Source organism: [Muricauda] lutisoli (nom. illeg.), from assembly GCF_017313105.1.
Taxonomy (GTDB): domain Bacteria; phylum Bacteroidota; class Bacteroidia; order Flavobacteriales; family Flavobacteriaceae; genus Flagellimonas; species Flagellimonas lutisoli.
This window is the reverse complement of sequence record NZ_JAFLND010000001.1, coordinates 692992-713143: the sequence shown is the minus strand read 5'-3', so window position 1 is coordinate 713143 and position 20152 is coordinate 692992. Positions and strand designations below refer to the sequence as shown.

Sequence of the window (20152 nt, the reverse complement as noted above, 5' to 3'; positions counted from 1 at the left end):
CTTTATTGTCTGGAATGCAACGCAATTCGGTTGCCTTCTGTATCCACGAACAAAGCCATATAGCCAATGTCCGGACTGATTTGGGTTTTGGGCTGCGTAATTTTGCCCCCTGCTTTCTCCACTCGCGACAATTCGTTGTCCACATCGGCACTGGAAAAGTAAATCAGTACCCCATCCGTGTTACTCGGTCTATACCAATCCTTGTTTTGAATCAAAGACCCAGATGTTCCAGGCTTATCATAATCCGCAGGAAACCATCCCATCTTTGTACCTCCCAAATCGTGCAACTGGACAGTAATTTGGAATACGGTATCATAAAACTTTTTTGCGCGGTCCATATCCACTACAGGAATCTCGAACCATCCTACCATATTTCTTTCCATAACTATTGGTTTTCTAGAATTTGTTTTAGACTTTCAAGACCTTCTTCAAAATCTTTTCCCACCGCTTTGTCCATGTTCATGAACAGCATCATAATGCTCATCGGAAACTTGTTCTTTCCAGAAAAGCCCCAAACCACTTTGGTTACATCCGTATCAACTTCTTTGGTGATGATGTAGGCATCCGAAGTGGATTTAAAAGGTTTCAAGAACCGAAGTTCGGAATCGATACGCTCACCATCCACAATATTTGTGATTTCCTGTTCTCCCTCCCCTACTTCCTTATTTCCTTTCCACCGGCTGATGGCTCCCACTTTACCGTCAGTTCCCGTGAACTCCTTATCCATGTTTGGGTCGCGTTTCCCCCATGGGGACCATTCGTCTTGCTTTTTTAACGATTTGAGATATTCGAAAACAACACTTTTGGGGCGATTGATCTCAATAGATCTGGAAACATCGTAGTTTTTTGGTGCAATGGCGGCCAAAATAAGAATAAGGACCACCACGCCCAAAATGATATAAAGTACTAACATAACTGTGTAATTGATTGATTCACAGTTAAAAATACAAAAATTATTGTTCAGCCAGATATCTCTTTATGATGCCATGAACATCTTTTATGGATTTTTTGGTCCAATCCAATCGTTTTTCAAGAACCTCTATATCAGTCAATTGCCAATCAAGGTGGGAATCGCGTACTTTTTGGGCCAGTTGCTGTATTATGATGGCTGCTGAAACAGAGACATTCAGGCTCTCGGAAAAACCGACCATAGGAATTTTTAAGAAGCTATCCGCCTGCTGCATTACCTCTTCAGATAATCCTTCCTTTTCCGTTCCAAAAAAAACAGCTGATTTTTTCGAAGGAAAAAAATCGGGCAGTAAGGTGGAATTATTGTGCGGTGTGGTAGCGATAATTTGGTAACCCTTACTTTTTAATTGGGCAATACAATCCGTGGTGTCTTTATACCTGCTTACATCCACCCATTGTTCAGCGCCCATGGCAATATTCTTGTCCAAACGTTTGCCAAATCGATCCTCCACAACATGAACATCCTGCACCCCAAAAACATCACAACTACGAATAATGGCACTGGTATTGTGCAGTTGGTAAACATCCTCAATAGCAACGGTGATATGCCTAGTTCGCTTTTGTAGGACATCCAAAAAACGTTGTTTTCGTTCTTCGGTAAGATAAGTTTCAAGGTATGTCAACAAATCATCATCAAACATAAAACCAAGATAGGAAAAATTGAAAATGTGAGTTTTAGAAAAATAGAAATGGTATCTTGGAATGACCCCGATGCAAACCATTCAAGCGGGAACCAAGTTCAATGCTGAACTTTAGAAAAAAGAAAACGATATTTGGACCATTGAGGCGGGGAGGTCATTAAGTCTAAAAGATAACCGAAACAGTATTAAAAGCTTTGATTGAAGCGGTTACAGCATCTAAAAATGATTGAAAAGGAAATACTTGAGTTACGGCACAAATTGCATACGAACCCTGAACTATCAAACGAAGAGTATAAAACAGCGGAGATAATCAAAAAATTTATAGCACAGCACCATCCCACTGAAATTATTGAAGGGATCGGTGGAGCTGGTTTAGCTGCCATATATAAATTTCCCAAGCAGGGCAAAACCATCACCTTTCGCTGTGAATTGGATGCACTCCCCATTGATGAAACCAATAAATTGGAATATAAATCCCAAAAAAAGGGTATATCCCATAAATGTGGTCATGATGGGCATATGGCCATTGTTGCAAGTATAGCACATTGGTTAGCACAAAAACCTGTGGATTCGGGTACGGTTATTTTACTGTTTCAGCCCGCTGAAGAAACAGGAGAGGGCGCAAAACGGATTATCGAGGATCAAAAATTCAAAAGCCTGCATACCAATTATATCTTTGCACTGCACAATATCCCTAAGGAACCTAGGCATCGAATTATCTTAATGAATAGCGGGTTTTCTGCAGAAGTGCAAAGTCTCATCATAAAAGTAAAGGGCAAAGAATCCCATGCATCAGAGCCAGAAAATGGAATCAATCCGGCCATGGGACTATCAGATATGATTCAAAAAATAGCTCAATTGAATGTTTCGGACCCATCGAATGCAAACTTTGCCATTTTAACACCTGTCCACATCAACATGGGACAAAAATCCTATGGGATTTCACCGGCCAATGGCGAATTGCACTATACATTACGCACATGGAGTACTTTAAAAATGGACAGGCTAAAATCAAACTTGATCCTCTTATTGGAAACTATCGCCAAGAAACATAATCTGATACTTGAGCTGGAATGGTTGGAATATTTTCCGGCCAGTATGGTCGACAAAGAAAGTAACGCGTTTGTTCGAAAAGCGGCCGAGGCAAATAATTTCACCTTAACCGAAAGAAAAACACCCTTCAAATTCGGGGAGGACTTTGGTTGGTTCTCCAAAACATACAAAACTGCCATGTTTGGTGTTGGTGCAGGGGTATCGACCCCAGCTTTGCACAATGCGGATTACGATTTTCCCGATGACATAATCCCCACTGGATTTTCGATGTTCAAATCGATAGTTTTAAATGTTTTAAAAGAAAAATAATTACGTGGGATACTATCTATCAAGAGCTCCAAGTAATACTCAAACACCTAATTACATAAAAATCATATCTTTAGAAAAACCAACCTCCCATGATCAGATTTTTCCGAAAAATTCGGCAGCGATTGCTTACCGAAAACAAGTTCACAAAATACGTGCTCTACGCCATTGGAGAAATTTTTCTTGTAGTAATCGGGATTTTACTGGCGCTACAAATAAACAATTGGAACGATAGGCGAAAGGAAAAACAAAAGGAAACATTTATTTTAAATGACCTGCACCAAGAATTCGTCTCTAATAAAAAGCTTTTGGATTCTATAATGATCCACCATAAACGAACCTTTAAGTCTTCTGAATACTTAAAATCGCGCTTGCCAATCGATGTTAATACTATAGACAACCTGGACTCATTGTCGTATCACCTATTTACAGTCAGTTTTGCCTACACCTATAACCCTTCCACGGGAATCGTAAACAGTTTGCTCAACAATTCAACGATAGAAATTATTTCCAATGATGAGCTACGGCAACTGCTCATTGGCTGGAAGGATGTACTGTCCGATTATCAGGAAGAGGAATTACGGGCCAGTGAAAATTATCTCAACCATTTAAAACCTTTTGAAAAAGAGCACTTTAAATATAGTTTGGACTACAAAGAACTGTTGTCGGACCCAAGAATTGATTTGACCTTTTTAGAAACCCTCGCTTTTGACAATTATGTACTCGACAGGTATAACGACCTCAACAATATTGTAAACACAAACACTTGGACAGGGGAACTAAATCATATTTCTAAAACAATGGACCGGATAATAGAGCTCTCGAACACCAAATCCACGTATTGAGTTCCCATTATCCCCCTAAGCACATTTACATTATCGATTTATCTATTAATGCGATATTTCACATACCCCTTCATTTGATAGGAGCTAAGTACGGTTTGGGCCGTTAATGACACTTTGAACATTGGAAGTAAAGCCTCCTTGTCCACTTCGAAGAAAAACATGGCCTGTCCACACGAAATGAACTTGGCTCCCAAACCTTCCAACTCCCCAATTAGTTTCATGTTCGGGTTGTCCATTCCGAATTTCTCGTTATAAAATTCATTGGTGGTAAATGCGTTCAGCGAACCTGCGTGGACCACGATCACGGGAAAAATATTTTCCAAAGGAATACCGGATGCCACATGTAAATTAATGATACGCGCTACCTCAACAATGCTCGCGTCCAATTTGGAGGGGGCTTCACTATCAAAATTAACCAGTTCGAACATCAATTTATATTCCAGATTTGGATCAGGGGTTTCAGTAATGTCTTCCACGGGAATAACTCCGGAAAATGTTCCAGCTTCAAGTACCGGATATGTGACAGCGGCCTCGATTTTGGCCATCATTTCTTGCCTCTCTTTTGCTTTCTCCCCCATTATGGAATCCATTTTGGCAGTAGTCATTGAAATACTGTCATTCTCAGCATTTTGATCGTTTTTTTGGGAAAAACCGGTCAACATAAAAAGACCTGCAACTAACGAGAGAATAGTTTTTTTCATTGGTTTATGGTTGGGTTGTTTTAGGATCGAACCATCTATTGTTTGTGATTCGCTGGATACTGTAAGTTGAAAGTACGTAATTTATTCAGAAAACAAACATAGTCCCAATAGTGTAATACCTTCATTAAGAGAATAGATTCCTTATCTTAGTTACCAATCTGGTGTAATCCTAGAGCTTATTAAAAATACACATGAACCAACTGAAACCAACAACATTTACCATGAAAACATTTCAAAGTCTACTGTTTTCGCTTCTTCTTTTTGCCACCTCCTGCAAAAAGCAAGATACCACCAATGCGATTCAAATTGATGGCCTGACCGATACTGTGGAGGTACTTCGTGATGAAGTGGGTATCAACCATATTTATGCAAAAAATCAGCACGACCTGTTTTTCGCCCAAGGATATTATGCCGCAAAAGACCGTCTCTTTCAGTTTGAGATATGGCGAAGACAAGCCACGGGCACAGTAGCCGAAATTTTGGGGAAAAGGGAACTTAAACGAGATATCGGTACCCGATTGTTCAAGTTTAGAGGTGATATGAAGACCGAGATGCAACAGTACCACCCCGATGGAGAAGAAATTATCACAGCATATACCAATGGTGTAAACGCATATATTGAAGAAGTACTGCAAAATCCCGAATTATTGCCCATCACTTTCAAGGCGCTGGGCATCAAGCCACAAAAATGGACTCCAGAAGTCGTCATTTCACGTCATCAAGGCCTTTTGGGCAATATTACCAATGAACTGGTCATCGGAAGGGCGGTCGCTCAATTAGGTCCTGAAAAAGTAAAAGAATACTATTGGTTTCACCCCAAAGAACCTAAATTGGAGTTAGATCCAGTAATTGATCCAGAGCTATTGTCCGATAACATATTGGAGCTATATGAAGCCTATCGAACTCCTGTAAAATTTGAGCCAGAGGATATTTTGCCGGATTACCGTGTTGAGCCCAGTCTGAGCCAAAATTCCGAGCTAAAGATGTATCCATCGGAATCCGATAAACTGTGGATTGGCAGCAACAATTGGGTAACCAGTCCTTCACTTGCGGAAAACGGACATGCCTATATGGCCAACGATCCGCACAGAACCGTGGCAGTACCCTCCCTTCGCTATTGGACACATTTATCTGCCCCTGGTTGGGACGTAATTGGAGGTGGTGAACCAGAGATTCCTGGAATTTCCATCGGACACAATCAATATGGTGCTTGGGGTTTGACGGTTTTCAGAACAGATGGGGAAGACTTGATGGTCTATGAGCTGAATCCCGAAAATCTCAATCAATATAAATATAAGGACACTTGGGAGGACATGGAGGTGATCAACGAGACCATTCCGGTAAAGAACAGTGAAGATGCCCAGGTTGAACTGAGATATACCCGCCATGGTCCTGTCACCTATATCGATTCCCTGAATCATGTGGCCTATGCTGTGCGATGTGCTTGGATGGAACCTGGAAGCTCCCCCTACCTAGCTTCCCTGAGAATGAATCAAGCTAAGAATTGGGAAGAATTCAGGGATGCCTGTAGTTACAGTAACATTCCAGGCGAAAACATGATATGGGCCGATAAAGAAGGTAACATAGGATGGCAAGCAGTGGGAATCGCACCTGTCCGAAAAAATTTCAGCGGATTGGTTCCCGTTCCCGGTGACGGCAGGTACGAGTGGGACGGTTACCTCCCTATCAAACAAAAACCTAACGACTATAATCCTTCCAACGGTTTTATCTCAACTGCCAATCAGAATGTAACTCCCGACGATTATACGGAATGGGATGCTATAGGGTTTATGTGGAGTGACCCATTTAGAGGGGATAGATTGAAAGAGGTTTTGGGCTCTGGTGAAAAATTGTCCATGGAGGACATGAAGGCTTTGCAAACGGATTATCTCTCCATACCGGCCCGCACCCTTATTCCACTATTGGAAAATCAAACTTTTACCGATGACCTATTGATACAAGCCCAACAAGGGTTGCTGGATTGGGATTTTGTTTTGGATAAAAACTCGGTGAATGCAGCTATATATGTGGCTTGGGAAAGGGAACTGATGAATGAGTATTTTGAATATTTCCCAGATCCCGAAGTACAATCGGTCATTTCCAGGATACAAATGAGCAAATTGATGCAATGGATTCTTCATCCAGAATCAAAGTTTGGTGAAAATGCAATAGACAAAAGGAATCGTTATCTATCTGGGACTTTTGCTTCTGCCGTAAAGGGCCTTTCCGAAAAATTTGGAAGTGATATGGCAACATGGCAGTATGGTCAAGCGGATTACAAACATGTACAAATCATACATCCATTGGGCAAAGTGGTCAATGCCGAATTACAATCCAAGTTGAATACGGACAAATTGCCCAGAGGGGGCAACCAATATACTCCTGGAGTAACCGGAAGCAACGACAACCAAACATCGGGAGCTACGTTCAGGATTATTGTTGATGTAAACGACTGGAATGAATCCGTAGGGACAAATTCACCCGGACAATCCGGTGACCCTGATAGTCCGTTTTACAAAAACCTTTTTAAAGATTGGGCCAACGACACATATTTTCCGGTCTATTACACAAGAGATAAGATAGAATCGATCACCGTTGACAAAGATCAACTTGTTCCAAAACAATAAATTACCCACCATAAATGGCAAAGAAGAAAATAGTTGTATTGACCGGTGCAGGAATGAGTGCCGAGAGTGGACTAAAAACCTTTCGCGACGAAAATGGACTTTGGGAAGGTCATGATGTAATGCAAGTAGCCTCACCGCAAGGATTTGCCAGAAACCCTGAACTGGTACTTGAATTTTACAACCAACGAAGACGCCAGTTATTGAACGTTTCGCCCAACAAGGGCCATTTGGCGCTAGCAGAACTGGAACAAGGGTTTGATGTAAGCATTGTTACACAAAACATTGATGATCTTCATGAGAAAGCTGGTAGTTCCCATGTGGTGCATTTGCACGGCGAACTGTTCAAAGTGCGCAGTACGGTAGATGAAGACCATGTGTTGGACTGGAAAAAAGACTTGGTTTTGGGCGATACGGACGATAAGGGTAACCAATTGCGTCCGCACATTGTGTGGTTTGGTGAAATGGTTCCCATGCTGGAAACCGCTGCGCAAATCACACAACAGGCCGAAATATTGATCATCGTGGGAACATCCATGCAGGTATACCCGGCTGCAGGTTTAATACACTATGCGCCCAAACAGGCCCCAATTTACTTTGTTGACCCCAAGCCCAATATTCGGTCGGCCGATTTTAATAACCTTACCGTGATTCCGGAAACTGCCGCCGAGGGGGTTCCCCAATTGGTCAAAGAGCTTTTTAATAGTTGGCCCTAGCTTGATCCGCCCAGGCCACCAAAGCACTTATTTGTTCTTCGGATAAGTTGGCATCGGCATGGGTCCAAGTGTATTCATTTAACGGCATTTCACCCTCCTTCACTTCTTCGATAACCTCTTCGAGCTTGTGATCTTTCTTTTTCGTGTCATAGCTTTCCCAATCGGAAAAATTCAAATGTTCTTTTCCTTCCTCTATATGGTCGGCCAGCCAATAGGATACCGGTGCTATGTTATTGTACCAAGGATATTCGGTATTGGCACTATGGCAATCATAACAAGCTGTCTTCAAAATTTGCTTTACCTCAGCGGAAGGTTGTGTCTCGGCTTCAAAGGCGGCCACATAATCGGCTTCGGCCCTATTTTTTTCAGGACGGTAGAACTGCATCCCGATCAATACGATCAATAGAACAATTGCTGTTTTTTTCACTATTTTCATCACATACAGGATTTTAGTAAATATATCGATTTTTTTGTGACCGAAGAGCAGCTTCATACCGCACTTAGTTCTGGTAGAATATCCAAATCCCAAATTGATGACTTGGTCAACCAGTTAGCGAAAGAACCCCAATTGGCCCAAGTTCTGTACGATGAGGTTTTATTGGAAGACAAAGAAGGCACCTTTAATGCAAGCTGGACATTTGATCACTTGATGCGCAAAAACCTTACCTACCTACTTCCTTTTTTTGAAGATTTTGTCAATGGTTTGCCAGTCTTAAAGACCGAATCCTGCATTCGGCCCATGGCTCATGTTTGCGAAATGATATGTGAAGCCTATTTCAAAAAAAAGAAACCTGAATTTGTCCAAAACATAACGGATACACAATTGGAAAAAGTCATGGCTGTTTGTTTTGATTGGTTGATCAGCTCCATGAACGTTGCGCCAAAAGTATTTGCCATGACCAGTCTTTATTATTTGGGCCTGAAGTTTGATTGGGTCCACCCGGAACTTAAATTGGTTTTGGAAGATAGCTATGCCTTGGGAAGCACAGGATATCAAAACCGAGCTAAAAAAACTCTGGATAAGTTGGCCAAATTGGGTGTGTAAACCGTAGCGTTTAAGTATCTTTGATGCTTTCAAAATTTTCTGGACCATGTCGCTGAACCAACTAAATGCCATTTCACCTATTGACGGTAGGTATGGAAACAAAACCAAGGCCTTAAAGGACTATTTTTCGGAAGAGGCCCTGATCAAATACCGTGTTCGAGTAGAAATTGAATACTTTATCGCGCTATGTGAGGTGCCCTTGCCACAGTTGGCCGATTTTGACGCGGCTCTGTTCCCAGAATTGCAAAAAATCTACCAAGAGTTTTCTCCGGAAGATGCACAGGCCATAAAGGACATTGAAAAAACCACCAATCACGATGTAAAAGCCGTGGAATACTTCATCAAACACAAGTTCGATGGGTTAAAGCTTCAAAAATACAAGGAATTTATCCACTTTGGGTTAACCTCCCAAGATATCAACAACACGGCCATTCCACTTTCTATCAAAGAGGCCATGAACGAAGTTTACGTGCCCTCCTATTTGGAAGTTTTTGAAAAACTGAAGGAGCTTTCCAAAGAATGGGAGAACATCCCTATGTTGGCCAGAACACATGGTCAGCCCGCCTCCCCTACCCGATTGGGTAAGGAAATCGACGTGTTTGTGGAGCGGTTCAAGGAGCAGTTCAATTTATTGAACGATATCCCCAGTGCAGCAAAATTTGGTGGCGCCACAGGAAATTACAATGCACACAAAGTGGCATATCCGAACAACGATTGGAGAGCTTTCGGAAAACAGTTTGTACAGGAAAAGCTAGGGTTGTACCACTCCTTCCCCACCACTCAAATTGAGCATTACGATCATATGGCCGCTTTGTTCGACTGCCTCAAGCGAATCAACACCATTTTGATTGATTTGGACAGGGACATTTGGACGTACATCTCCATGGATTACTTTAAGCAGAAAATCAAAAAAGGAGAAGTAGGGTCTTCGGCCATGCCACATAAGGTAAACCCTATTGATTTTGAGAATTCCGAAGGAAACTTGGGCTTGGCCAATGCCATTTTTGAGCATTTATCGGCCAAACTGCCCATTTCCCGATTGCAACGCGACCTCACGGACAGCACCGTTTTAAGAAACGTAGGTGTACCTTTTGCACATACCATAGTTGGATTTCAATCCACGTTAAAAGGGTTGAACAAACTGGTATTGAACCAGGCCAAGTTCGAAAAGGATCTGGAAGACAATTGGGCCGTTGTGGCTGAAGCCATTCAGACGATTTTGCGAAGAGAAGGCTATCCCAACCCATACGAAGCCTTAAAAGGTCTCACGCGTACCAATGAGAAAATCAATCAAAAGTCCATTGCCGATTTTATTGAAACCTTGGACGTTTCCGATGCCATTAAAGCAGAGCTGAAACAAATAACCCCAGCGAATTACACCGGGGTTTGATTATAGTCTGATTTACCGCAGTCAAGAACCAGTTAAGACATCTCGACTGCGCTCGATGTGACAACCACTCTTATTTTACCAGAAGAATCTTGGTAATTGGTCCCACGTCAGTATGTATTACGACAAGGTAGTACCCATCCCTCATATCGCTCACATCCAAAATTGTTGATGTAACTCCAGGGCTTGGGAAATTCAACCTCTTTTTCGGTATTTGCTGCAACTGTTGGTACAAAGTAACATCTAATATTTTTGAAGGAGTTGCCCCTTCTGGAACAAAGGCTGATTCCAAAGTAATATTTACAACTTCAGAAGCAGTATTGGGGTAAAGTACGATACCATCATTTTTCGCATTTGAATTAATTCCCAAATCGAGGTCTGGGTCTTGTTGAAAAGGTATACCTCCTTCACCCATTTCACCGTCTTCCACATGGTGAACAAAAATTTTCCTAGCCGGACCTTTTCCACACTCATTTACCCCCATAAGCTGAACATAGCCTTCGTTTTTTGCATACCCGGTAAAAACGTTAGCAACATCATAATAAGTATTAGTATTCCTTATCTGCCAATTATCCCCAAAATAATCAAATTGGTCCACTACATCAAAGGGATGTGGCAACCACCATTCATAAGAATCGGCACCCTCTGCAGGTCCTCCGTAATATTTAACAAGTGCACCGGTCAATACAATTTCCGGACCCCACAAATCGGATGGTAAGCCAGGTTTTCCGACTTGAACTACTTTTTGCAGGATCAAAGGGTCGTTACCACAGCCCTCCGAGGTCAGCATAGCGGTAATGGTGACTTGCTCGCTAAAGGTATTAGGGGCAGTGCTAAAAGCAGTTGCCGAACTATTGGGGTCTGTGGGGGAGGCCACCTCTGGGTCACTGGAACTCCAATGGACTTGTACATTATCGCCAACGTTTACAAAATAGAGTTCTTGGTCACAAAGTTTGGGACTGCCTTCTATTTTAAATTCTTGGCACAGAAAGGAGCAGTCAAAAGAAGTGCTGGCATTATTGAGTTCACTGGCCAGCCAATCCCCATTGGTACGATTAAACGAAATATGTGTGGCGTTGGCCCCGGAAATATCGTAGGTGGTGGTGTAATGGAATTTCCAACTCCTGTGGTGGTGGGTTTGTTGTGGTGTATATCCGCAAATAATCGTCTTCCATCAATAGAGTATTGTTATTGCCCACATCCAAAGCACTGGTCGCAGGAATAAAATTAATGGGGGAATCTAATATTTCTAAATTTAGGTTATAAGTGGCTAAAAAGTTGGCCTCAAATTCCTCAAACCCATTTATGGTATTTATAAAGGGCATAGCACCACCTGGATAATTTGCCAAATAAAGGTTTTCCTCGTTCCAAGGAAATGCCTTGTTGGTAATTGTACGCGTAATAGGCAGGACCCAAAGGTTTTTCTTTTCATACTGTATCCAACCTTTATAGACAAAATCATCGCCTCCCGGAATGGCCCAAGTCTGAAAATCCACCTTTAATTTGGCCTTCCCAGGAAGAAAACCCAATAGTATAGTGGGTATATCTCCAAAAGCTACACCAACGGCCCCTCCAAGAAAAGGCGAGATAAATGAAAGTAAATCCCCTCCAAAGTTTGTGGAGGCCGACCCATGTAACCGAAATAAGCTTTGTCCCGGCTCTACACCATACGGCTGTGCACAATGGCTACCGTTGCTGAGTGCAATATTCCATGTTTGCTGTGGATAGCCCATGGCCATCAATTCCTCTTGCCAGGCTTTGTGAACATCGTTGTTGATTTGGTAGTCGGAATCCACATAATTGATGAGCATTTGTTTTACGGCAGGCTTATCTATCAATTCGCGGGCTTCGTGTACTGGAAGTTGACCGCTTGCCACCGCAACCGAGATATCCCCGATAGGTGTAGTGATCAGTTCATTGAGTACATGCCTAGCCATATACAAAAAGCCAGGTGGCACATGGGCGCCTTGGTGCGGGGCATCGTGGCTAATGTAGAGGCTGGTATCGTGGTCGAGGTTATTGTTCTCCATATCGCGCAGTGCATAACGGGCAATAACACCGCCCATACTCTGCCCCAAGATTACATTGGGCTCGGCACCGTCTTCCTTGTTCTCATTGACCCACTTTATTACAGCTTCCAACGCATAGGCATTGCGCTGCAACCAATCGGTACCATCTGCCCAATTTACGTAGATGATGTCAAAGCTTTCTTCTGTGTCTTCGGAAATTAAGTTCTGTAATTCTTGGCTATTTGATTTCTCCCCAGCTTCCGTCAAAAAAGTATTCAAATGCGTATCTCCATACAAAGGATGATCTTGGGTCAATCCCGAATCAAAACCTTCCACGACAATCAAAGGTCTGCTTATCTTTTTACATTCCTTTGCGGCTGCAATCTGTAATTCAGCAACTCCCTGTACACCCAAATAGGCCTTTGAATCCGTAATCGTCTCTCCCCAGGGTGCCGTACATTCCGGATTTCGGGCAGTCAAGGTCTGTTGGGCGGCCTTGCCCGTAACCTTTACCGGAGTACGGCAATAGCGGTAGGTGTTGTTAGTAAGCTTCATCCTAAAAGTCCACACATAATCGTCATCTTCTTGAAATTGATGTTCAATCGCTTCTCCCAGCTCAAAGGACTGATAACCACCCCCATCGCCAAAGTCCACGGCAAAACTTTCCACCAAGGTGCCTTGGTTGGTGCGCCATTGGGAATCTTCCAACAACAGTGACACCTTCGAGTTACTGATCTGGGTACAGGCCAAGGACATAGCAAAAACTTCCAAGGTCTCATACGGATTTTGCCATTCGTTGTTCTCGTACACGTCTTCGTAAAACTTACCGTCCAGAACTTGGATCAAGCCCTGGTCCAAGGCATCTTCACGAATACGGGAATAGTGGTAGTACAGCCCATTTAGGGAAACCGCAGTGGCTTGTGCCCCTTTTCCCAACTTGGACGCAGCCGTCTTGGTAGCGCTTTTCCAACCTTGTTCCAAAGCGACAGGGTCTACCAGTTCGGGCACCACCAAAGAGGTGCGCATGGATACCAAGCTATTGTACAGATCGCGGTAAATGGAAGGAACTATATAATTGTTGTCCCGTAACACCCCATCGTAATTGGGCACGTCCACAAAATCGTAACCATGGTCCAATAACATACTGTGTGGAATCTTGCTTTTGTCCAATAGGCGAAAAACCGCATTGGTCTTATCGGCCACCTCAAGGTCAAAATGCAATTGGGCATGGGTCCAAAAAGAAAATAAAGGGATAATGGCAATCAGTAATTTTTTCATGATAAATAGATTAAAGTTTAATGATTTGGGGTATGCTGGCTTGGTATATTTTAAATGTTGGATGTTGAGTTATTCAAAATTTTAGGTCGAAACGGCCTTCGGTAAAGTTCAGGGTGTTGCCCTCCTTGTCCTTGACAGCAAACTCAAAGGTGCCGGATACAATAAATTCTTGTAGATCAAAACGGGTGATGGTCAAAAGACCAGGGGTTTCATCCGAAGTTCTGGCATCAAGTAAGCGACTACCTCCAATCAGATATTTAGCACTATAACCTCCACTTATGCGAGTAGTGAGAGGAAAAGCTCCTTCTTTAACCCCCCCCTTTAATATCCAAACATGATAAAAGTATTGACCTAAGTCCGATATCATCATTTCTCCACCCACTTATACTGAGGGTATAAGCACCATCTGCAGGAGAATAGGAGGCTCTCCTTCCGGAACTAGAGAAAAACGGTTTTCCATTGATCAGGCAGGCAAAGGTATTCTCCCCGGTCTGGGTTATGGGCGGGAGGGCATCCACGGGGTTTTCGGGCTTGTCATCGTTGCTGCAGGATATAAAAGTTAACAGGAACAGGCTTAACACGATGAAGGGTAAATGGTGGTGGTTCATTGGAAAGTGTTGAAGGATTAAGCATAGATTTTTCATGATAAATAGATTTATAGTTTATGAATTTGGGGTATGCTGACTTGGTAAATTTTAAATGTTGAATGTTGAGTTATTCAAAATTTTAGGTCGAAACGGCCATCGGTAAAGTTCAGGGTGTTGCCCTCCTTGTCCTTGACCGAAAACTCAAAGGTGCCGGATACAATAAATTCTTGTAGATCAAAACGTGTGATGGTCAAAAGCCCTGGAGCATCATCAGTGGTTCCAGTATCAAGAGTTATACCTCCACCAATTAAATATTCTGCACTATAACCCCCACTCATTCGAGCCTTTAATGGATGAAGTCCCTCAGTAACTCCATTAACAATATCCAACCCCGATAGGTGTATTGATCTTAAACCTATGTCATCATACCTTGATCCACTTATACTTAGGGTATAAGCACCGTCAGCATAAGTGTAAAAAGCGCGCCTATCCCTACTGGAAAAAAACGGTTTCCCATTGATCAGGCAGGCAAAGGTATTCTCCCCGGTCTGGGTTATGGGCGGGAGGGCATCCACGGGGTTTTCGGGTTTGTCGTCGTTGCTGCAGGATATAAAAGTTAACAAGAACAGGCTTAACACGATGAAGGGTAAATGGTGGTGGTTCATTGGAAAGTGTTGAAGGATTAAGCATAGATTTTTCATGATAAATAGATTAAAGTTTATTGATTTGGAATTAGTTGTGCCTTTTTAGCTATACACAATTATTTCCTTAATAGACATGTGCAAAAAGCCCTTGCCTAACAAGGTTGATTAGTGAGATTGAAATTTTTCAAGGAGGTTATCTGCCGGAGCAGGCTAGAAAATGATAAGCCTTACGATTAGAATCCGAATGGAAATCTATTAAGGCTTTGGATGTTTAAATGTAGTATTTTTATTGTTATGATGAAAAAACGAACAATTATCATGATATACATCCACAAAATAACCCCAGCGAATTACACCGGGGTTCGATTATAGACTGATTTACCGCAGTCAAGAACCAGTTAAGAAATCTCGACTGCGCTCGATGTGACAAAGGAACCGGTTCACAATGCTCATTGCGATCCCTATCCAACCCTTTTACCGTTGACCTGAGAACTTAACAATCAATCAAGCCAACAATCCAATAATCGGGATATCCAAGAATCCAACTTTACAGTTATCCTTGTTTATGAATCTCCACCTGATGGGGGTATGGAATTTCGATTCCGGCTTCGTCCAGAGCGATTTTGCAATTTTCATGGGTCGCGAAATACACATCCCAATAATCTTCTGGTTTACAAAAAGGCCTTACTGCAAAATTCACAGAGCTATCGGCCAATTCCAATACGTTTACAGATGGTGCAGGATCTTTAAGTACTTTTTCATTAGAGGTCAACACCTTTAATAATACTTCTTTGGTTTTTTTGATATCTTCATTATACCCAACCCCTATTACAGTATCCACACGCATTTTCCCCTCAGCTGTGTAATTGATTATGTTACCGTTGGCCATGGCACCATTTGGAATAATGGCTAGCTTGTTCTGCGGAGTTACCAGCTTTGTGGTAAATATTTCGATTCCCTTTACTTTTCCCAAAATGCCTTGTGCTTCAACCAGGTCCCCAATTTTATAAGGTTTGAAAATCATGATCAATACACCTCCTGCAAAATTCGACAGTGAACCTTGTAAGGCCAAGCCCACCGCAAGACCTGCTGCTGCGATAACGGCAGCAAAGGTGGTAACATCCACACCCAATCGGGAGATTACAATAATGATCAAGAATACTTTTAACGCCCAAGAAAAAAGGTTGAGTAAAAACTTTTGCAGGGATTCGTCGTACTTGCTTTTCGACATTACCTTTCGGGTTCCTCCAATAATCTTTTTTACCACCCACATACCTACAATGTAGATGATAAGGGCCGTAATTAATTTAGGACCGAATTCTTTGGCCAGTTCAATCCCGTAATCAAACCATTCTTGTGCTTTTTCCATGATACCTAGGTTTTGTTAGTGTTCTTATAGTGAGACACTAAGATACTAAACTAGGTCACTTTATATCTGCCACAACTAAAAAAAGGGCGACCAATGTCGCCCTCTCCTAAATATATAATGTTTGGTCTTAGCCTTTTAAGAAGTCTCCGATTTCGCCAAGGCCTTCACCTTTATAATCGGATTTTTGAATGGCCTGCATTAACTGTACAATGTGTGCCGGGTTCATATCCTTACCGAGTACACGTACCAAGGCAAAACCTTTGTCCTTGCTATCCCCATAAATAATGACCTCATCAATGGCATCCTCATCGCCTAAATATTTGATAACACCTTTACCGTATTGCGAGTTGATTTTCATTAACTCCACAAAGTCATCATTTTTTAAAATCTCGCGTACCTTTTTCTTTTCAATTTCATATTCAGCTTCATTGTCCGCATTCTTCCTAAAGGCCAATAAATTAAATTTACGTAGGGATTCTATGGCTTCTATTTGAGTTGGATTCAAATCCTCCTCATTTAGTTTTAGAATACTGGCGGGAACATCGATAGACAAAAAGTTCGGGTTTTCCGAATTGTCCACATAATACTCTTGCAGACTGGGCTGCGAAGCGCATGAAGCCAGAAGTATTGCTCCGGCCACCAACATGGTTTTAATAATATGTTTCATCTTGTTTTGTTTTTGATTGATTCTATCAATTGATTATCAGTTGACAATAATTAGTTGGAGTTTTTTGTGTTTTGTTACAATTCCCAACCGATTATTGCCAACCGATATTCCTGATTTAGTTATTCTTACTTGCTTCGTTAAGCTCTTCCGGCAAGTTCATTTTCTTGGTCAACGAACTGATCTTGTTCAAATCTATATCACCTGTAAGGGATAAGATCACGGTTTCGAACTTTCTGCCATCGGCCTCCACGTTCTTCATTCCTGTTACGAACATCAACAGTTCGCTCACATGGTCTGCATCCCGTCCTTCTTTAATATAGAATTTAACATTGGCGTCTTTGTCCTTAACCCTCATCAACTCTTCCATTTTAGAAGATCTTAAGTAGCTGTCCACAGAAGACTTCATGTCCTCTCCTATTTGCTTGTTTTCGGTTGTGAACACCTTCAAACTCTTAAGACTGCTGGTAATATCAATAAAATCCTGTGCTTCAGGGTCATCGACCTCTACATCGATTTTTGCCAAAAGATTGAACATGCTTTTGTTCACCACTACGGATGTTACATCATCCAAATCTTCAAACTTGTCAAAAAGGGATTGTGAGAACCCTGCCAAAGGCAATAATGCCATTACTGCGATTAAAATATACTTTTTCATTTTGTTTCGTTTTTTAATTGTTATTGTAAATTTTTTGTTTTGCTTCTTCGAACTCGTTGAGGTAAGCCACTTTTTCTGTGCCACGGTTAAAATTTTCCGCTAACAACTCAAAAGCTTTTACGGTTTCCTCGTAGGCGTACTCCGCCTTTTCTTGTTCCAAACGCTTTGTTTCTTGGTACTGATTACCAAAATAAATGCCAAAGGTGAGAACTACTGCCGCTGCAACGGATAGCCACTTGTAATAGTTTACTCTAGGTTTTAATGGTACCTGCTTGGTGTACTTTTCTTCCTTGGCCATGGAAAAGTAGTTGAACATGGGCTTGTACTGTTCCAAGTGAGGTGCAACCTCATCTTGCGAAAAATATGCCCTAAGTGTCCTTTCTTCGTCCACTGTGGCAGTGGCCTCGAAATACTTCTCCAATATTTTTTCTATGTTACCCAATTCCATAGTTATGTTTTTTAATTAATTCCTCTCTCACTGTTTTTCTCGCCCTCGACAATGCTACACGCACTGCTGTGGGTTTCATGTCCATGAGCTCGCATATCTCGTCGAACTCATATTGCTCTACATCCCGTAGTTGCAATATCATTTTTTGTTGTTCTGGCAGGTCTTCCATAATTCGTTCCATCCAACTTACACTGTCTTCGGCCTCCAGTTGTTTTTGTAAGGAGGAGTTTCCATCGGTGTAATTACTGTGAACCAATTTTAAGTTTCCTGCTTGCTTGGACTTTAAACGGTCCAAACAAAAGTTTTTGGTCATGGTCATGGCAAAAGCTTCTAAGTTTTTATACTTCTCCATGGACTCGTTCTTTGACCATAGCTTCAACAAAATTTCTTGGGTGGCGTCTTCTGCTTCCTCTCGAGAGACCAACAGGCGTTTTGCCAACCTATATAGCTTATCCTGAAAGGGTAAAACCACATTTAAAAATTCTGTTTGTTTCATTTGGTTGTCTTAGTTGTTTTTGTGTCTTTCTTATCGACCTACACTATCACGACGATACATATCGAATTTTGTTACAAAAAATTTGCAATTTCCCCATATAAACCTATTTTGCAAGGAAAATTTGCATGGGCTCCCATGCTCATTTACTCAATTCAGCCTACACCTTATATATATTTGGAACAAAATTTGAGTAAATTCAAAAAAAATGAAGCTATGAAAAAATATTTCTTCCTATTTATAGGAGTTGCCTTTTTTATTGTTGCTTGTAGCAATGATGATAATCAAATTACAAACCCCAACAGCACTCCAGAACCAGAAACTGAGACGGTAGATATTACGTCGCAAAATTTTATGTGGCAGGCCATGAACCTCTGGTATTTTTGGCAGGCCAATGTAAATGATCTAGCTGACGACAGATTTTCCACAAATACCGAGTATACCGAGTTCCTTGAATCTTATGAAGACCCTGAAAGTTTCTTTTATGATACACTTTTATTTGGTGAAGACCGATTTAGTTTCGCCAACGAAGATTATTCGGAGCTGGTAAGTAACCTATCCGGGGTATCCCAAAGTAATGGTCTGGAATTTGGATTGGGACGAATCGGCGATACCGATAATGTATTTGGATTTGTTCAATATATATGGCCAGACTCCGATGCTTCCACCAAGGATATTCAAAGAGGGGAGTTCTTTACACGGGTTAATGGCGTTCAACTCACCGTGAACAATTATATCAATCTGCTTTTTGGGGATAATAGTTCATATACTCTTGGAATGGCCACTGTGACGAACAATACCATTTCTGACAGTGATAAAGAGGTGGTCCTAAATAAAATAGAAAATCAAGTGGAAGATCCTATTTTGATTGCCGAAACTTTGGATGTTAACGGCACAAAGGTCGCTTACTTGATGTACAATAGGTTTTTAAGCAGCTTTAATGAGGATTTAAACGCTGCCTTTGCGGATTTTAAAACTCAAGGTGCAACCGAACTTATTTTGGATATGCGTTACAATCCTGGAGGTTCTGTAAATACATCGCGACTCTTGGCCAGTATGATCTATGGTACCAATACCAATGAAGTTTATATTAAACAACGTTGGAACGATAAGATACAAGAGCAATTAAGTGATGATTACCTGACCGACTATTTTGCCAATACTACAGGGACCAGCCCTATAAACACACTTAACTTGAGTAGGGTTTTTGTGATAGCCACAGGTGATTCCGCCTCGGCCAGTGAATTGGTCATGAACGGACTTGACCCCTACATTGATGTTATCCATATTGGTGAAACCACCAGAGGGAAAAACGAGTTTTCCATTACTTTGGTAGATGATCCTAACAACTCCTATATATATAATAGTAGTCGTGAGGGCGATATCAACGCTGGAAACTCTTGGGGATTACAACCCCTAGTCGGTAGAAATGAGAACTCTATTGGTTTTTATGACTACACTAGCGGATTAATCCCTGATATTGAGCTTGGGGAGGATTTGACCAACCTTGGTGTATTGGGTGACGTAAACGAACCTCTTTTGGCACGCGCCCTTCAAGAAATTACAGGAATATCCGGTAAATTTGACTTTACCGTTGAAATGCCTGCTGAGACTTTTACATCTTCCAGACTGGAAACTCGTTTAAAGGACAATATGTATTTGGAAAAACCATTGCAATTGAACAAATAAAAAAGAAAAGCGGCCAATCGGCCGCT

General features: G+C 41.7%; 22 protein-coding genes. 7 read left to right on the top strand and 15 right to left on the bottom strand.

What is annotated here, in order from left to right; genetic code table 11:
• Nucleotides 1-2: 2 nt before the first annotated feature.
• From J0X13_RS03365 to J0X13_RS03355, 3 genes are read right to left on the bottom strand one after another with little or no spacing between them, the layout of a single operon-like run.
• On the bottom strand, nucleotides 3-383 hold the full coding sequence (locus tag J0X13_RS03365; protein ID WP_207070048.1) for a VOC family protein: 381 nt from the start codon (nucleotides 381-383) through the stop codon (nucleotides 3-5).
• Between the two features lie 2 nt (nucleotides 384-385).
• Nucleotides 386-913, bottom strand: coding sequence for an SRPBCC family protein (locus tag J0X13_RS03360; protein ID WP_207070047.1), 528 nt, complete (start codon nucleotides 911-913; stop codon nucleotides 386-388).
• 40 nt (nucleotides 914-953) lie between these two features.
• The gene (locus tag J0X13_RS03355; RefSeq protein WP_207070046.1) at nucleotides 954-1610 is read right to left on the bottom strand and encodes a TrmH family RNA methyltransferase; all 657 of its coding nucleotides are present in this window, start codon (nucleotides 1608-1610) and stop codon (nucleotides 954-956) included.
• Between the two features lie 222 nt (nucleotides 1611-1832).
• Between J0X13_RS03355 and J0X13_RS03350 the strand changes: the two genes are divergently transcribed.
• On the top strand, nucleotides 1833-2972 hold the full coding sequence (locus J0X13_RS03350) for an amidohydrolase (protein WP_207070045.1): 1140 nt from the start codon (nucleotides 1833-1835) through the stop codon (nucleotides 2970-2972).
• An 89-nt stretch (nucleotides 2973-3061) separates the two neighbouring features.
• On the top strand, nucleotides 3062-3814 hold the full coding sequence (locus J0X13_RS03345) for a DUF6090 family protein (protein WP_207070044.1): 753 nt from the start codon (nucleotides 3062-3064) through the stop codon (nucleotides 3812-3814).
• 38 nt (nucleotides 3815-3852) lie between these two features.
• Here J0X13_RS03345 and J0X13_RS03340 read toward each other — a convergent pair whose 3' ends face one another.
• On the bottom strand, nucleotides 3853-4515 hold the full coding sequence (locus tag J0X13_RS03340; protein WP_207070043.1) for a DsrE family protein: 663 nt from the start codon (nucleotides 4513-4515) through the stop codon (nucleotides 3853-3855).
• Between the two features lie 221 nt (nucleotides 4516-4736).
• On the opposite strand from J0X13_RS03340, the gene J0X13_RS03335 reads away from it, so the two are divergent.
• Both J0X13_RS03335 and J0X13_RS03330 read left to right on the top strand, forming a co-directional pair.
• A complete protein-coding gene (locus J0X13_RS03335; protein ID WP_242535604.1) occupies nucleotides 4737-7142 on the top strand; it encodes a penicillin acylase family protein in 2406 nt (801 codons plus the stop codon).
• A gap of 14 nt (nucleotides 7143-7156) precedes the next feature.
• Nucleotides 7157-7855: an SIR2 family NAD-dependent protein deacylase gene (locus tag J0X13_RS03330; RefSeq protein WP_207070041.1), complete on the top strand. Its 699-nt coding sequence runs from the start codon at nucleotides 7157-7159 to the stop codon at nucleotides 7853-7855.
• On the opposite strand, the gene J0X13_RS03325 is transcribed toward J0X13_RS03330, so the two are convergent.
• Entirely contained in the window at nucleotides 7839-8291 is a 453-nt protein-coding gene (locus tag J0X13_RS03325) for a heme-binding domain-containing protein (RefSeq protein ID WP_207070040.1), read from the bottom strand. The two genes, J0X13_RS03330 and J0X13_RS03325, sit on opposite strands and share 17 nt — an antisense overlap.
• 36 nt (nucleotides 8292-8327) lie before the next feature.
• Here J0X13_RS03325 and J0X13_RS03320 point away from each other — a divergent pair, with 36 nt between their 5' ends.
• A complete protein-coding gene (locus J0X13_RS03320; protein WP_207070039.1) occupies nucleotides 8328-8900 on the top strand; it encodes a HEAT-like fold family protein in 573 nt (190 codons plus the stop codon).
• A gap of 46 nt (nucleotides 8901-8946) precedes the next feature.
• Nucleotides 8947-10290, top strand: coding sequence for an adenylosuccinate lyase (gene purB / locus J0X13_RS03315; RefSeq protein WP_207070038.1), 1344 nt, complete (start codon nucleotides 8947-8949; stop codon nucleotides 10288-10290).
• Between the two features lie 70 nt (nucleotides 10291-10360).
• On the opposite strand, the gene J0X13_RS03310 is transcribed toward purB, so the two are convergent.
• The 10 genes from J0X13_RS03310 to J0X13_RS03270 all read right to left on the bottom strand — a co-directional run bounded on the left by J0X13_RS03310 (nucleotide 10361) and on the right by J0X13_RS03270 (nucleotide 18440).
• Nucleotides 10361-11164 (bottom strand): T9SS type A sorting domain-containing protein, encoded by an 804-nt coding sequence (locus tag J0X13_RS03310; RefSeq protein ID WP_207070037.1) that lies wholly within the window; start codon nucleotides 11162-11164, stop codon nucleotides 10361-10363.
• Between the two features lie 178 nt (nucleotides 11165-11342).
• The gene (locus J0X13_RS03305; protein ID WP_207070036.1) at nucleotides 11343-13574 is read right to left on the bottom strand and encodes a lipase family protein; all 2232 of its coding nucleotides are present in this window, start codon (nucleotides 13572-13574) and stop codon (nucleotides 11343-11345) included.
• A 73-nt stretch (nucleotides 13575-13647) separates the two neighbouring features.
• Nucleotides 13648-13944, bottom strand: coding sequence for a Riean_0653 family protein (locus J0X13_RS03300; protein WP_207070035.1), 297 nt, complete (start codon nucleotides 13942-13944; stop codon nucleotides 13648-13650).
• On the bottom strand, nucleotides 13883-14182 hold the full coding sequence (locus J0X13_RS15720) for a Riean_0653 family protein (protein WP_493506336.1): 300 nt from the start codon (nucleotides 14180-14182) through the stop codon (nucleotides 13883-13885). Before J0X13_RS15720 ends, J0X13_RS03300 begins: the two co-directional genes overlap by 62 nt.
• Nucleotides 14183-14292: 110 nt before the next feature.
• Entirely contained in the window at nucleotides 14293-14862 is a 570-nt protein-coding gene (locus tag J0X13_RS03295; RefSeq protein ID WP_207070034.1) for a Riean_0653 family protein, read from the bottom strand.
• A gap of 496 nt (nucleotides 14863-15358) precedes the next feature.
• Nucleotides 15359-16174, bottom strand: a complete 816-nt coding sequence (locus J0X13_RS03290; RefSeq protein WP_207070033.1) for a mechanosensitive ion channel family protein — start codon at nucleotides 16172-16174, stop codon at nucleotides 15359-15361.
• A gap of 127 nt (nucleotides 16175-16301) precedes the next feature.
• Entirely contained in the window at nucleotides 16302-16841 is a 540-nt protein-coding gene (locus J0X13_RS03285; RefSeq protein WP_207026935.1) for a GFO_1091 family lipoprotein, read from the bottom strand.
• A 115-nt stretch (nucleotides 16842-16956) separates the two neighbouring features.
• Nucleotides 16957-17496, bottom strand: coding sequence for a GFO_1090 family protein (locus J0X13_RS03280; protein WP_207070032.1), 540 nt, complete (start codon nucleotides 17494-17496; stop codon nucleotides 16957-16959).
• 13 nt (nucleotides 17497-17509) lie between these two features.
• Complete coding sequence (locus J0X13_RS03275) at nucleotides 17510-17944, bottom strand: PG0215 family putative anti-sigma factor (RefSeq protein ID WP_207070031.1); 435 nt, start codon at nucleotides 17942-17944, stop codon at nucleotides 17510-17512.
• Entirely contained in the window at nucleotides 17931-18440 is a 510-nt protein-coding gene (locus J0X13_RS03270; RefSeq protein ID WP_207070030.1) for a GFO_1088 family ECF-type sigma factor, read from the bottom strand. The genes J0X13_RS03275 and J0X13_RS03270 overlap by 14 nt, the downstream gene beginning before the upstream one ends.
• 213 nt (nucleotides 18441-18653) lie before the next feature.
• Between J0X13_RS03270 and J0X13_RS03265 the strand changes: the two genes are divergently transcribed.
• On the top strand, nucleotides 18654-20126 hold the full coding sequence (locus tag J0X13_RS03265; protein ID WP_207070029.1) for a GFO_1087 family putative carboxy terminal peptidase: 1473 nt from the start codon (nucleotides 18654-18656) through the stop codon (nucleotides 20124-20126).
• Nucleotides 20127-20152 lie beyond the last annotated feature (26 nt).

Coding starts and splice junctions, on each gene's coding strand:
- J0X13_RS03365 (WP_207070048.1), bottom strand. CDS start 383: ATGGAAAGAAATATGGTAGGATGGTTCGAGATTCCTGTAGTGGATATG.
- J0X13_RS03360 (WP_207070047.1), bottom strand. CDS start 913: ATGTTAGTACTTTATATCATTTTGGGCGTGGTGGTCCTTATTCTTATT.
- J0X13_RS03355 (WP_207070046.1), bottom strand. CDS start 1,610: ATGTTTGATGATGATTTGTTGACATACCTTGAAACTTATCTTACCGAA.
- J0X13_RS03350 (WP_207070045.1), top strand. CDS start 1,833: ATGATTGAAAAGGAAATACTTGAGTTACGGCACAAATTGCATACGAAC.
- J0X13_RS03345 (WP_207070044.1), top strand. CDS start 3,062: ATGATCAGATTTTTCCGAAAAATTCGGCAGCGATTGCTTACCGAAAAC.
- J0X13_RS03340 (WP_207070043.1), bottom strand. CDS start 4,515: ATGAAAAAAACTATTCTCTCGTTAGTTGCAGGTCTTTTTATGTTGACC.
- J0X13_RS03335 (WP_242535604.1), top strand. CDS start 4,737: ATGAAAACATTTCAAAGTCTACTGTTTTCGCTTCTTCTTTTTGCCACC.
- J0X13_RS03330 (WP_207070041.1), top strand. CDS start 7,157: ATGGCAAAGAAGAAAATAGTTGTATTGACCGGTGCAGGAATGAGTGCC.
- J0X13_RS03325 (WP_207070040.1), bottom strand. CDS start 8,291: ATGAAAATAGTGAAAAAAACAGCAATTGTTCTATTGATCGTATTGATC.
- purB (WP_207070038.1), top strand. CDS start 8,947: ATGTCGCTGAACCAACTAAATGCCATTTCACCTATTGACGGTAGGTAT.
- J0X13_RS03305 (WP_207070036.1), bottom strand. CDS start 13,574: ATGAAAAAATTACTGATTGCCATTATCCCTTTATTTTCTTTTTGGACC.
- J0X13_RS03300 (WP_207070035.1), bottom strand. CDS start 13,944: ATGATGATATCGGACTTAGGTCAATACTTTTATCATGTTTGGATATTA.
- J0X13_RS15720 (WP_493506336.1), bottom strand. CDS start 14,182: ATGAACCACCACCATTTACCCTTCATCGTGTTAAGCCTGTTCCTGTTA.
- J0X13_RS03295 (WP_207070034.1), bottom strand. CDS start 14,862: ATGAAAAATCTATGCTTAATCCTTCAACACTTTCCAATGAACCACCAC.
- J0X13_RS03290 (WP_207070033.1), bottom strand. CDS start 16,174: ATGGAAAAAGCACAAGAATGGTTTGATTACGGGATTGAACTGGCCAAA.
- J0X13_RS03285 (WP_207026935.1), bottom strand. CDS start 16,841: ATGAAACATATTATTAAAACCATGTTGGTGGCCGGAGCAATACTTCTG.
- J0X13_RS03280 (WP_207070032.1), bottom strand. CDS start 17,496: ATGAAAAAGTATATTTTAATCGCAGTAATGGCATTATTGCCTTTGGCA.
- J0X13_RS03275 (WP_207070031.1), bottom strand. CDS start 17,944: ATGGAATTGGGTAACATAGAAAAAATATTGGAGAAGTATTTCGAGGCC.
- J0X13_RS03270 (WP_207070030.1), bottom strand. CDS start 18,440: ATGAAACAAACAGAATTTTTAAATGTGGTTTTACCCTTTCAGGATAAG.
- J0X13_RS03265 (WP_207070029.1), top strand. CDS start 18,654: ATGAAAAAATATTTCTTCCTATTTATAGGAGTTGCCTTTTTTATTGTT.